13 protein-coding genes are annotated in these 12,294 nt (G+C 39.6%); 5 read left to right on the top strand and 8 right to left on the bottom strand.

Annotation, left to right across the window (positions count from 1 at the left end):
* Positions 1 to 10 precede the first annotated feature (10 nt).
* The 4 genes from DC498_RS13705 to DC498_RS13690 all read left to right on the top strand — a co-directional run bounded on the left by DC498_RS13705 (position 11) and on the right by DC498_RS13690 (position 3,558).
* On the top strand, positions 11 to 457 hold the full coding sequence (locus DC498_RS13705) for a GNAT family N-acetyltransferase (RefSeq protein WP_116874726.1): 447 nt from the start codon (positions 11 to 13) through the stop codon (positions 455 to 457).
* A gap of 124 nt (positions 458 to 581) precedes the next feature.
* A complete protein-coding gene (locus tag DC498_RS13700) occupies positions 582 to 1,556 on the top strand; it encodes a hypothetical protein (protein ID WP_116874725.1) in 975 nt (324 codons plus the stop codon).
* Between the two features lie 419 nt (positions 1,557 to 1,975).
* On the top strand, positions 1,976 to 3,202 hold the full coding sequence (locus tag DC498_RS13695; protein WP_116874724.1) for a trans-sulfuration enzyme family protein: 1,227 nt from the start codon (positions 1,976 to 1,978) through the stop codon (positions 3,200 to 3,202).
* A gap of 11 nt (positions 3,203 to 3,213) precedes the next feature.
* Positions 3,214 to 3,558: a DUF488 domain-containing protein gene (locus DC498_RS13690; RefSeq protein ID WP_116874723.1), complete on the top strand. Its 345-nt coding sequence runs from the start codon at positions 3,214 to 3,216 to the stop codon at positions 3,556 to 3,558.
* Between the two features lie 492 nt (positions 3,559 to 4,050).
* Here DC498_RS13690 and DC498_RS13680 read toward each other — a convergent pair whose 3' ends face one another.
* Complete coding sequence (locus DC498_RS13680) at positions 4,051 to 5,136, bottom strand: metallophosphoesterase (RefSeq protein ID WP_240628015.1); 1,086 nt, start codon at positions 5,134 to 5,136, stop codon at positions 4,051 to 4,053.
* 211 nt (positions 5,137 to 5,347) lie between these two features.
* Here DC498_RS13680 and DC498_RS13675 point away from each other — a divergent pair, with 211 nt between their 5' ends.
* On the top strand, positions 5,348 to 5,956 hold the full coding sequence (locus DC498_RS13675) for a hypothetical protein (RefSeq protein ID WP_116874721.1): 609 nt from the start codon (positions 5,348 to 5,350) through the stop codon (positions 5,954 to 5,956).
* Between the two features lie 24 nt (positions 5,957 to 5,980).
* Here DC498_RS13675 and DC498_RS13670 read toward each other — a convergent pair whose 3' ends face one another.
* The 7 genes from DC498_RS13670 to DC498_RS13635 form a co-directional block, all read right to left on the bottom strand.
* Positions 5,981 to 7,318, bottom strand: coding sequence for a di-heme oxidoreductase family protein (locus tag DC498_RS13670; RefSeq protein WP_116874765.1), 1,338 nt, complete (start codon positions 7,316 to 7,318; stop codon positions 5,981 to 5,983).
* 99 nt (positions 7,319 to 7,417) lie between these two features.
* Positions 7,418 to 8,494, bottom strand: a complete 1,077-nt coding sequence (locus DC498_RS13665) for an imelysin family protein (protein WP_116874720.1) — start codon at positions 8,492 to 8,494, stop codon at positions 7,418 to 7,420.
* A 10-nt stretch (positions 8,495 to 8,504) separates the two neighbouring features.
* A complete protein-coding gene (locus DC498_RS13660; RefSeq protein WP_206197615.1) occupies positions 8,505 to 8,891 on the bottom strand; it encodes a ubiquinol-cytochrome c reductase iron-sulfur subunit in 387 nt (128 codons plus the stop codon).
* A 38-nt stretch (positions 8,892 to 8,929) separates the two neighbouring features.
* A complete protein-coding gene (locus DC498_RS13655) occupies positions 8,930 to 10,156 on the bottom strand; it encodes a hypothetical protein (RefSeq protein WP_133176851.1) in 1,227 nt (408 codons plus the stop codon).
* A gap of 195 nt (positions 10,157 to 10,351) precedes the next feature.
* A complete protein-coding gene (locus DC498_RS26565) occupies positions 10,352 to 11,152 on the bottom strand; it encodes a DUF1801 domain-containing protein (protein ID WP_240628014.1) in 801 nt (266 codons plus the stop codon).
* Positions 11,153 to 11,227: 75 nt separating this feature from the next.
* Positions 11,228 to 11,725, bottom strand: a complete 498-nt coding sequence (locus DC498_RS13640) for an SRPBCC family protein (RefSeq protein ID WP_116874717.1) — start codon at positions 11,723 to 11,725, stop codon at positions 11,228 to 11,230.
* Between the two features lie 2 nt (positions 11,726 to 11,727).
* Positions 11,728 to 12,042, bottom strand: a complete 315-nt coding sequence (locus DC498_RS13635) for an ArsR/SmtB family transcription factor (protein WP_116874716.1) — start codon at positions 12,040 to 12,042, stop codon at positions 11,728 to 11,730.
* Between the last annotated feature and the right edge of the window lie 252 nt (positions 12,043 to 12,294).

Raw genomic sequence — 12,294 nt, 5'->3', positions numbered from 1 at the left:
TAATTGTATTATGGAATTGCGCTGGACATTAAAAAAATTTGAAGAGCTTACAAATATTGAGGAATATAAAATATTACAATTACGGTCTGCAGTATTTGTAGTAGAACAGAATTGTGCATTCCAGGACATAGACGACAATGACCAGGCATCATGGCATTTGTGTGCATGGCACAATGATGAATTAGTCGCTTACACAAGATTACTGTCGCCGGGAACATCCTATACTGAAGCGTCTGTTGGCCGCGTGGTAAGTTCCAAAATTGTGCGGGGAAAAAGCATAGGCAGAGAACTGATGCAACGCTCCATAGACGCCATACATATATTATTTGGTACATCAGCCATTAAAATAGGAGCCCAGCTTTATCTCAAAAAATTTTACGAAAGCTTTGGCTTTAAACAGGTTAGTGATGTTTACCTTGAAGATAACATTGAACATATTAAAATGCTGCACTCATAATTATCATATATCAACAGGCATACGGTTACCATAGGTCAATAGCTTGTAAAAAAATAATATTCAGTATTATCCTCCGTTAATTAGTCAGTCCAAATTCTTTTTGAAAGCTTTAAAATCCGCTCTCATGACAAAACGTATACCTATTATTTTACGTGCCTGTGCAATTACAGCAATCACACTATTCTCGGCTAAATCATACAGTCAGTATACTTTTTTCGGCAAGCCTGTATATGAAATAGGTATAAATCTTGGTCCGTCCAATCTGCTGGGAGACCTTGGTGGTAACAGAGGCGTAGGAACAACCTTCATCAAAGACAACAATATCCAGATGACGACTTTAATGAAGGGCGCTTTCCTTACTGTTCGCCCCAGTGAATTTATAGGCTTTTCGCTTTCTGCAAGTTTTACAACACTTGAAGGTGCGGATAGTATAATTGCTGATAAAGGTGGTGCAGAACTGGCAAGAAAAAACAGGAACCTTTCTGTAAGAATACCCTTGCAGGAACTTACTTTAACTACAGAAATTTATCCTACCGTATTATTGGAACAGGATGAGAAAGACCTGTATCACAAATTCCGTCCTTATGGTATTATTGGTATAGGTGTGTTTCATTTTAATCCGCAGGGAGAATATATAAATCAGAATGGTGTTAAATCTATGGTAGATCTTAAGCCTTTACGTACAGAAGGCCAGGGAATGCCGGGATATCCCGACAGGAAAGAATATGCTCTTACACAAATAAATATTCCTTACGGTGTTGGTATCAGATATTATTTTTCAGATAATATAAGCGTAGCTTTTGAAGCAGTAAACAGAAAAACGTTTACAGACTATCTTGATGATGTGTCTACTACCTTTGTTGCAGACAGTGATTTTGATGCATATTTTGGCGCAGGTTCAGCTACCGCGCAAATGGCAAAACAAATGGCTAACAAAGCACAGTTGGTTAGCCCCGGAACAAGAATTTCAGGTTACAATGCAGGAAACAAAAGGGGTACTACAGGCAGAAAAGATGCTTATTATTCTTTCGGACTTAAATTCAGCTTTCGCTTAGGCTCTGGTAATAACGGTACTATTGCCTGTCCTGTAAGGTTCTAATATTTAATCCAAAATCACACACATATGAAAACCTTTCAAAAAAGCCTTTCAACACGCATCGTCTCAATAAGAGTGTTTGTAATTGCTACTTTAATTATCTATACACTTATTGCTAACATGTAGTATAATAACAAAAATCTTTAAATCAGTGTCAAAATTTTGACACTGATTTTTTATTGTATATAACAACGCTACTTTGGGTATAATAAGAATGTTAGTTCAAAACCTGACTATCTAAAATGCTTCATGTTTAAAATAAAAAACATTAAGAAGAAGCACAAGCCGGAAAACCACTGATATATTTATTTTCGATTCACCTCTCTTGGATATTTTTCCAGAGGCAAATATGCTCCTCATTACTTTTAAGGATCGATCAACAGCAATTAACTAACTTGCATAATAGTTAAATGAACTGCCCAATGAATTTAGATTTTAGTCCCGAAGGTTTTGGAAGTCATGCCATACATTCAACTTCGATTGCCAATGGAGAAAATGCCCATCTTTTTCCTATTGTTGCATCATCCACTTTTGTTTTTGACAGTGCAGAACAAGGAATGCGCAGGTTTTCCGGCGAAGAAAAGGGGTTTATATACTCACGCTTCGGCAACCCCACTACAGCAGCAGCAGCAGGTGTTATTGCCGGACTGGAAACATTTAATATAAAAGATAAAGAAGGTAAACAGTTACAGGCAGGTGCCCTGCTTCATGCAAGCGGACAATCAGCTATGGCAACTATGCTGCTCAGTAATTTATCAGCAGGCGATGGTATTCTTTCTCATTATTCTCTGTATGGGGGAACACATGAATTTATTTACGGTTTCCTGGCAAAATTGGGGATATCTTCTGTTATTGAAGACTTCTCTGACCTGAACAAAGTTGAAGATATACTTAAAAAGCATGCACATATAAAACTTATTCATGTTGAAACGCCTGCTAATCCAACCATGAATTGTGTTGACCTTGCCGGCATTTGTACGCTTGCAAAAAGGTATAATGCAAAAGTTACAGTAGACAACACTTTCGCAACGCCCTATTTACAGCAACCTTTCAAATTTGGGGTTGATTTCATTTTTCATTCTACTACCAAATTCCTGAATGGTCACGGCACTTCAATAGGTGGTGTGTTGGTAGGTAAAGATGCTGAGTTCATGAAAAAGAAAGGCTATGAAACCTATAAGCTTTTAGGTGGATGTGCAAGCCCTTTTGATGCTTATTTACTAATGCAGGGTGTAAGAACGCTTGAGGTTAGAATGAAACAGCATTGTGAGAACGCTATGCAGGTTGCCAACTTCTTATCAGGCCATCCGGCCATAGAAAAAGTAAATTACAACGGATTGAGCAGCCATCCCGATCATGCACTTTCGTCAAAACAAATGCGCCACGCCGGTGCAGTAATGAGTTTTGAATTAAAACAAGGATTAGAAGGTGGCAAACAGTTCATCAATAACCTCAAAATGTGCACAAAGGCCGTATCACTGGGAACAGTTGATACATTAATATCTCACCCTGCATCAATGTCTCATTCAGGCATGCTGCGGGAAGATAGGATAAAATCAGGCGTTACCGATGGACTGATAAGGATGAGTGTCGGGCTTGAAAATATTAATGACCTGCTCAATGACATTGACCAGGCTTTAAAGAAATAGTTAGAACTACTATGATAAAAATCAAACGCGTATATGAGCCTGCTGATAAGCATGACGGCTACCGTGTGCTGGTAGACAGGTTATGGCCCAGGGGAATAAAAAAAGAAGATGCGCATATAGATCTCTGGTTAAAAGAAATAGCGCCCTCAACAGCATTAAGAAAATGGTTTAATCATGAAGCTGAGAAATGGGATACTTTCAGAAAAAAATACTACGGAGAACTGAAAGGGCAACCGGCCTTAAAGGAAATGAAGCAGGTGCTGAAAGAGCATACTACCGTAACATTGCTTTACGGTGCAAAAAATGAAAATTACAACCAGGCAATTGTGCTTGCGGAGTACTTAAGAGGGAAATAGCAGAGATTATGTTTTTTTATAGGATAGCACACGGAATATACAGATGATACTGATAAACACGGGTACATTCCGCGAATAACCGCCATATCCGTTTTATCCGTATTCCATTCTGTGTATTGGGCATGCGCGAAGTTATTTTTAAATAACCCCTGTTATATTTCCTGCCACGAATTTCGGTGTCTGCCCGGCGGAAATGGGTTTGTTACACAAAGAGCCACGAAGGGTACACAAAGTTACACAGAGTGTTTTATTATTCTTTGTGGCTCTTTGTGTACCCTTCGTGTACCTCTGTGAAATAACCAGTGAATATTGCAACCGGTAAGCCGGGAACTTATAAGCTGCAACCAGCATCCTGCCGCGTAGCGGCTACCTGTTTGCAGAAAAAATACAGAAGTTTTATTTGTCCGCCGCGGCGGACTACCCTTGCATAACAACAAAAATAGTCCTCCTAAATGATATAGCTTTTAATGATGCTGTTTTTACAGCAAGTTTCTAATCAATACTAAACTCAAACTGATCATACGTTTCTGTTCTCCAGGCGAACTGCTGTGTTGTTGGTGATATGGCAAAAAATGGAGAAAAGGTTTTTACCTTAACGGTTTTTCCATCCGGCAAAAACTCCAGTATACGCAACCAGCCATCTCCTCCATTGCCATACCAGCCGCCACCCATAGCCTGCGCATTAAACACCATCTGGCTTACTTTTTTACCTACTGCGTTTTTATCCTGCCTGAAGCCAACATGTTCCCTCGCATTATCCGGCGCGCCTATATGACCTGAAAATACCAGTTGTATATTGGCTGAAGGCTGAACTAATTTGCGCCATATTGCAGCGCCATAATTGCCTTCGGCAATTTTATAATTCTCTTTCTCTATCTGTTCATTTTTTGCATTGAGATAAGAATGTGTAAGTACTATCGCTGTATGGTTTTTATATTTCTCCTGCGCAACCGTACTTTTTGCCCATGCAAGAATCGTATCTCTTGGTGCAAATTCCAGTGTAAGCAATAAAAATTTTCTTCCCTGCGGCGAGGTAAATTCATATGCCGCGTTTTCCAATGAGGGGATGTTATTACCATTCAAAGCAACTTCCCGAACCCCTTTTTGGGTAAGAAAGTTTTTATCAACCGGGAAATATTTGCTGTAATTGGAATTACGGGTGCTGATATTGGTGTAGCCATAGTCATGATTACCGGCGGCAAGCATATAGGGCACTTTCCCATCAAGACGGCTGAATGCCTGTGATACTGACTCCCATTGCGATTTACTCGGCTGATTCGCTGCTGTACCATCTGGATTGATCATTTCATTTTGTTCAACCAGGTCACCGGTACACATTACCAGTTTTATATTTAGCTTATCTATGTTTTCACTTACCCAGGCGGTCATCAGTTCAAATAATGGCTGATTACGGGCAAACTTCTGGTAGGTTTGCGGATCCGGTAGCATAATCATTGACCAGGAGTTGGGATCAGATAATGCCGGAGCTTCATACTTGTTTTGCTGAGCAGTTAATGTAGAAAAAAGAGAAAAAAATAACACACAAAGCAATAGTTTTTTAGACAGGGAAAAATTCATATAAAAATGGCTTAGCTGAAAAATAATATATACGCTATTAAAAAAAACAAAAGATAAGAAAATATTTATAACATAAATTAAAGTTTACAAATACCCAAAAACAAAAGCAGTATCTGCTAATTATTCTTAAACTTACCCAGGTACATATGGCAGCAATATACCCAGCCTGAATAACGTTTCTTAGAAATCCAACAGAAATTAATTCAGTTTTATGAAACACATTTTTACCCTGTTGCTCATTCTGGCGGCACATCATTACGGTTTTGCAGAAAAATACTATAAAGCAAAAATCACCTTTCTGGATGGGACAAGTATAGATGGGCTTGCAGAATTACCTGGTAACCCCTCCCCTACGCCTATATCCTTTAAACCATCTGATGGTTCAAAAAAACAATCCATTAAATGTGATAACATAAAAAACATCACATATTACTTTAGCAACAACAAAACCTTTGAATACGACAGGATGAATGTATATTTTTTTGAAAGCGACAAGAAGCCTACTAAAATATGGCTTGAAGTATTGCAAAGAGGACCGGTTACATTATACACATTCTCCAAACTTTACCCTGGAGGAGTATTTGGAGCGCGTGACAGCTATGAACAACTCTGGCTTTGCTACAGGGCAGGTGAAGACGTTGCCACAAGAATCTCTAGTTCATATATAAAAAATAAGAGAGGCTATTTTTTTCAAAAAATTTCCCAATATTTTCGGGATGATATGGAATTGGTAAAAAAAACAGAGAACGAACAGTATAAATGGAATGATATGGAAAAAATAGTAAAGGAATACAACGAAAAGATAAAGGATGATAAATAAATGGGATAGAATCTTTTTATTAATTTACAATGACTCGAGAAATTTTATCAATGCCGCTCTTTCTGCGGCGCTCATTGCTTTTACTTTATCTCTTGCATTAAGCGCTTCCCCTCCATGCCACATAACAGCTTCCATTAAACTGCGGGCACGCCCGTCATGCAAAAAATTATTATGTCCGTTTACCCTTTGGGTAAGCCCTATTCCCCATAAAGGGGCTGTTCTCCATTCTCTCCCGTTTGCCAGGAAATCAGGGCGGTTATCGGCAAGGCTATCACCCATATCATGCAACAATAAATCTGTATAGGGATGGATCAACTGGTTACTTACCGCGGGAAAAGCTACATTAACGGCAGTGCGCATATCAGGCACATGGCATTTTACGCAACCGGCTTGTGTAAACAACTGTTTGCCTTGCTGCACGGTAGCATCATCAAGATTTCTTCTGCCAGGCACTGCAAGTGTTCTCACATAAAATTCCACACTGTATAAAAGGCTGTCAGAAATTTCAGGATCATCCTGAAGGTTATCTGTTTGTGATTGCCCTGTACTGCTTTCTTTGGGAAAAATTTTATTTGTTATACCAATATCCTGGTTATATGCTGCCGCCACCTGCTGCAGAAGATTCGGCTGGTTTGCTTTCCAGCCAAATCGTCCGGGGGAAACGGTTTCATTTACAAAGTTCCATACATAATTTGCCCTGCCGCTAATGCCGTCGCCATCTGCATCATTTTCATCTACTCTTGCAAGAATATCCGCATCACTTACACTCTCCAGCAAGCCAAGCCCGAATACAGGCGCGGCAACACGTGGAGAAAGCATTACATCCGGAGGCAAAGCAGTATAGGTATTAGCAATCGTGTATGTTGGAAAACGCAATTTGTATGTCTCTCCATCATCAAAGTAAAAGCTCTTGTCATCATAAGTGATCAATACATCAGCTTCTTTTTTTACACCTATATTTGCCTTGTTTTGTAACTGATCACCAAAGCCGGGAACAGGATTAGGCTCTCCATGCACTCCTTCACCGGCAACACTTATCCGGAATAGCATCAGCACCGAAGTTTCCCCTGCACCAGGTACTTTACCTCTGCCATCACCTATATGGCAGGAAGCGCAGCCAACATTATTAAAAATAGGACCAAGCCCTGGATTAATGGGTGCAGGAGCTGATACAAATGTTGAGCTGAATTGAACATCCCCTATTTCATGCACCCGTTCAAGCGTTTCGGACAAACCTGTTGGAAAGGCATGTCCGAACGCTTTACTGCTCTGGTCAAATACGGTTTGTGAACCGCCTGTCCGCCATTCATCATCCGGGTTATTATATGCTTTATCAAACTTATTGCATGCAAAGAGTATCATACTAACAATGATTGTTAATATGAACAACACTTTATATGGTCCAGGGATATTCATTAAGGAAAAAGAAAATTGTTGTCAGCAAATGATCAGACTGCCAGGCTATTGGCCATACTGCTGAACAAATGGTTTCAGATTATCTGCAAGCGTTTCAGCTAATTCATTTATTTTATCCATTGCCGTTTGCACCTGCGTTTGCTGTGTAAGTATTGCTTCGCCAAAAGGAACTGTTATAGCCTGTAATGCAGCTACTGCTGTTCCGTGTTTTGTTTTTATATCGTTATCCAATGAAAGGTTATATGTACGCACCAGGTCTTCAATCCCCTTACCATCTTCGGTAAATTTACCCTGGTAAATATCCATAATACCTTTAATGTTGTTGGTAAAATCAGTGATGGAGTTTTGAGCAAAGGGGCTTTCTTCCAATTGAGGGTCCTGGGCTTCAAACGGATCTTTCATTTTACCATTAGCAACCTCATCACATATTCCTCCCATCGCATCAACGATAGTTTCAAATGCAACACGTTTGGTAGGATAGTCAGCATTACCACTGTTGCCTGCTGTTGCCAAGGTATTGGCATATCCACCAGCCCAGCTATCCTTTACTTCAGTAGTTAATTTTTTTAGATTTTGAGCTAATCCAACAAGATATTCTTTTTCTCTTGCGGTAAATGCCGATGCTGTTTTATCTCCGTCTTTACCCCAAAGTAAATATTCAATCGGGTGGAAACCTTTCAACGCGTCATGTTCTTCATCAAGTCCGTCAATATATGCTTCATCCAAAACATCTGAGCTTGCCAAAACTGTATTCAGGTCATTGAAGTCTACCGGCCATGTATCAATTCTCGGATCAATTTTATCTACATCCACAGGCCCAAATAACCAGGCTTCAGAACGCTCCCATGTTTCACGTATGCTTCTCCACAAGGTGCGGCAGTTATCCAGGTTTGCGTCGGTAGTGGTGATAGTTAAAGTATTAACAGCAGCAAGCAATTGATCTGCTTTTGATGACAGATCCTGGTAGCTGGCCAAACATACTTTGTTGGCAGCGTCCTGCAATATTTCCGTTTTTAACGCTGTAGTGTCTGTCGTCCCATTGTCATCATCTTTTTTACATGATGACATTATAACGCCTGCAGATGCAAGCAATACCAGTACCACATTGGTTGTTTTTTTCATGATGTGTTTTTTATGTTAAACTAATAATGAGGTTATTTTCAATAACAGATGTCTCAAATTTTTTAAGTGGTTTCAATGCAGGCTCTTTAAGCACATTTCCATCAAAATCAAATACGCTGCCATGCGCTGTGCAAACAATTTTTTTATCTGTAGCGCTAAGTCCTACTCCTTCGTGTGTACACTGCAGGTATAAAGCATTGTAATGATCGTTCTTCTTTACCAGTAAAATATCGTTCTCCATATCTTTTGAACGCACTACCATTATATTCTTATCCGCAGGAAATTCATTCAGCGGCACTATTATTTTTTTATCGCTAACCTGTGTTTTATACATGTGCATACTGCTGCCGCAGCCTTCCAGCAAAAAGCCTGCACCTATTATCGCAGCGCAATGCACGCACCCTTTTTTTATGAAACTTCTTCTTGTAGGCATCATTAAAAATTATAGGCAACACCAAGATTCAGGAACCCATTATGCGTATAATACGGTATAACCTGCGGAAATGGTGTGATGATCAAAGCCGGATTAGGTTCGCCTGTTATGCGGTATACATAATCAGCTTTAATAGCGACGCCGCGTATAGGCTTGTATGTTAGCCCGCCAATTATATATTGCTGTGTGTTGGCATCATTCTTTATACCGTTACCAGGCAATGTTGCACCAAGATCCATATACTCATATCTGCCAAATACAATAAGCTTTTTTTCATCTTTATGTTTTGAATACAAAAGGTCATAGCCTGCTTCTGCATATCCTCCATACATACTCTTTGGTGTATTATTTGCATAAGCCTGGTTAATATTTGAAGCATTTGGAATTTGAATACAGCTGATGATAGCTCTTATATTCCACCCACTATTGCCGTATTGTACGTTAAAATCGCCAAGCATAACGGGGTTGCCGAAAGCGCCGCTGTTAAGATGAAGACTATCAGCTATTCTTTTTTCAACGGCAGTAGAACCGCCGATATACCCTGAAAGCTGAAAACGAAAATCATTAATATAGTACAGCAATGCACCGGAGGCGCCCAGCCCTAAACCGGTTGCCGCTGAGCCTAACTGCCTGCCATCACGTATGCCGCTGCCATTACTGAAGCCGGCAGAATTCAAGCCATTTGTAAGTCCGAAACTATAATTCAATCCCGCTACATTTTTTACTCCACCGTAAATGCCCACGCCTACTTCCCGCCAGGTAGAAGGAATAATCAACTCTTCAAGAAACGGCCGATCAACGCCATTAAAGGTAGTAGGTAAATGATTTTCGTTTATAAACCCAATACGCGGAATAAATAAACCAGCTACAATATATGTGGTTGGGTTAAGATTAAATTTAAGAAAAGCCTGCTCCATGCTGATGCCCCCTTTGCCAATACCGGCTTCATCACCCGACTGCCCTACAACGAGCGCATCTTCCAGCTCAAGCTCTGTGAAGAGTGAAATTTTTTTATTGAATTTATGTCCTACAAACAAAACAACCCTGCTTAATGACGCTTCCGCATTTTTTCTTTTTGTGTCTAAGGAATATTTTGCTTCGCCATAGCCGGAAAGGATGGTAGCCTGCTCCCTGGAAACAAGCCCGGCATACAAACTGTCTTCTCCTGTTAGTATTTGCGCATAGGAAGGGGAAACATAAAGCAACGCTATGCTGATCGTGATCAACATGCAACATTTTGGATAAAACCTCATATCTGTAACCAAATTGGTTACAAAGGTCATCGTAAACTAATGGTATTGGTTTACGAAATGCGGAAAAGATAATGCTTCAGCACATGAAATGTAGATCTGCAGAACTATTTTGTAATTCATTTGTTAATGGCAAAAAAGTAAGCGAATTAATTGTTATAACGCCATGCATTATTATTTTAGCCGCACTAAAACACCTTTTCGTTTCACTATGTTTTTATAATCCCACTGTATTGATTTTGATTTTTTGAGCCAGCGGCTTAAATCCTTTGTATTGATCTCCTTAACCGAGTTGTAGAATATAGAAGCGTCTTTAAACTTTTTTCCTTTTATGCTTAATCGTTCTTCATCAAAATCCGCACCACTCCAAAACATCAGTCTTATGCCTGCTTTTTGTTTGCTGTAACCTGTAACAGGGTTTCCATCCAGGAACCAAACCGGATGACTATGCCAGATTTTGTTTTCGGCTTCCGGCAGGTTTTTACATATTTCTCCAGAAAGCAAATTGCAGATTGCTTTATCTTCTGCAGTTTGCGCATTATTGTATTCCAGGATATCTTTTGAGGTTGTGCCCACATTTTTACTTTTCAATCTATTGTTAATAGTTTTTTGGTTTGATGTAAACTCAACTCCATAACGTATTGCATCGTCAAGTATACCTATGTTTATATCTTTCAGCGTTTTGAACCTGATACAATACCCACTCACACTTGCCTTTCCTATTATTGTTCCATAGGTTTGGACTAAGTATGTTTTGTCTTTAATGCCCATGATGTAAACAGATATGCCGGTTGTGTTGGCGCTCAGACCAATCTGGTAAAATGTCCGGGTTGTTCCATCAGCATATTGTATGCTATACAATCCATAGCCGATATTAGGGTTAGAAACGATTTTACCGCTATCGTCTTTCCCGTTTAAGAACCATAATTTACTTTTAGGTAATAGCTGCAGCATGTGCTGGTGCAATACCTGCATATCAGTGCGTTTTGGCTGAGGCTGACTTTTAATGTAATTTTTGATTTGCTCCTGTATGCTCATACAAAATACTTATTATTGCCGCGATAAATTCGCCAAAAGATTTTCCAGATTTTCTAATGATGCGGTAAATCCCAGCTTAAAGCCTTCAAGCAATCTTTCCATACGATCGAAAGATTCATTATAAACCGTGATGCTTACCTTTGTTATACCGTTTTGTTCGCTAAAACTGTAATCCCATTCAGAGCCTGTCGATTCAGGGTTTTCATCTTTGTCTGCAAAAGTATTATATAGTTTGAAGTTTGTTTTTGGGCTGATGGAAGTATATTTCTGAAGAGCCCATCCCTCTTTTCCATCGGGTCCTACCATGGCATAAAACCTTTTACCACCTACCTCAAAGTTCATATACTTTGTTTTTGATGTATATGGAGCTGGTGCAACCCATTGGTCGAGTAATTCCGGTTTGGTAAAGGCATCCCATACCAAATCAAGCGGTGCATCAAATTCACGTATTATGTAAATGGTTTTGTTTTCTTTATCTGCGATAAAGTCAAATAGTAGATTGCTGTTCATTGTTATTGTTTTTTCATTTTTGCCAATAATTTGTCGAGTTTATTAAAACGCTCCTCCCATATTTTTCGGAATTGCTCCAGCCACATATCTATTTCTTTCATTTTATCAACTTCAAGCTGGTAATAAATCTCCCTGCCTTTGTTTTGTTGCTTTATCAATTCACACTCTGTTAAAATACGCAGGTGCTTGGATACCGCCTGCCGTGTAGTATCGAAATGCGCTGCAATAGCATTAGGTGTCATTGCCTGTAATGCAATTAAAGTGATAATTGCCCGTCTTGTAGGATCAGCTATTGCCTGGAAAATATCCCTTCTCATTATTTCCTTATTTTAAAACATGAAACCAATCAGTTGCAAATATACATGCAACTTTTCGGTTGCGCAAATTTATGTTGACATTTTTTTTAGTTGTATTAAATGAGTGCACCCGGGCTGAGGGCAGCGTCATAATGCAGGAACAACACGGGAACTTTACTATCATCGTTTTGGCGCGAGTGAGATACCAGCCTGGGGCAGGCAGGTCTGCCCGGGGGTGCCCGTCCTTTCGACCGAGCCAACACTGGCATTATG

The organism is Terrimonas sp., assembly GCF_003075435.1.
Classification (GTDB): Bacteria; Bacteroidota; Bacteroidia; order Chitinophagales; family Chitinophagaceae; genus Agriterribacter.
The sequence above is the reverse complement of the archived record's forward strand: the minus strand, read 5'-3'. Positions and strand labels throughout refer to the sequence as shown.

Excerpts from the sequence above, each read along its gene's own strand:
- DC498_RS13705 (WP_116874726.1), top strand. The coding sequence starts at position 11 with ATGGAATTGCGCTGGACATTAAAAAAATTTGAAGAGCTTACAAATATT.
- DC498_RS13675 (WP_116874721.1), top strand. The coding sequence starts at position 5,348 with ATGAAACACATTTTTACCCTGTTGCTCATTCTGGCGGCACATCATTAC.
- DC498_RS26565 (WP_240628014.1), bottom strand. The coding sequence starts at position 11,152 with ATGCAGGTATTGCACCAGCACATGCTGCAGCTATTACCTAAAAGTAAA.
- DC498_RS13640 (WP_116874717.1), bottom strand. The coding sequence starts at position 11,725 with ATGAACAGCAATCTACTATTTGACTTTATCGCAGATAAAGAAAACAAA.
- DC498_RS13690 (WP_116874723.1), top strand. The coding sequence starts at position 3,214 with ATGATAAAAATCAAACGCGTATATGAGCCTGCTGATAAGCATGACGGC.
- DC498_RS13670 (WP_116874765.1), bottom strand. The coding sequence starts at position 7,318 with ATGATACTCTTTGCATGCAATAAGTTTGATAAAGCATATAATAACCCG.
- DC498_RS13665 (WP_116874720.1), bottom strand. The coding sequence starts at position 8,494 with ATGAAAAAAACAACCAATGTGGTACTGGTATTGCTTGCATCTGCAGGC.
- DC498_RS13655 (WP_133176851.1), bottom strand. The coding sequence starts at position 10,156 with ATGTTGATCACGATCAGCATAGCGTTGCTTTATGTTTCCCCTTCCTAT.
- DC498_RS13635 (WP_116874716.1), bottom strand. The coding sequence starts at position 12,042 with ATGAGAAGGGATATTTTCCAGGCAATAGCTGATCCTACAAGACGGGCA.
- DC498_RS13695 (WP_116874724.1), top strand. The coding sequence starts at position 1,976 with ATGAATTTAGATTTTAGTCCCGAAGGTTTTGGAAGTCATGCCATACAT.
- DC498_RS13700 (WP_116874725.1), top strand. The coding sequence starts at position 582 with ATGACAAAACGTATACCTATTATTTTACGTGCCTGTGCAATTACAGCA.
- DC498_RS13680 (WP_240628015.1), bottom strand. The coding sequence starts at position 5,136 with ATGAATTTTTCCCTGTCTAAAAAACTATTGCTTTGTGTGTTATTTTTT.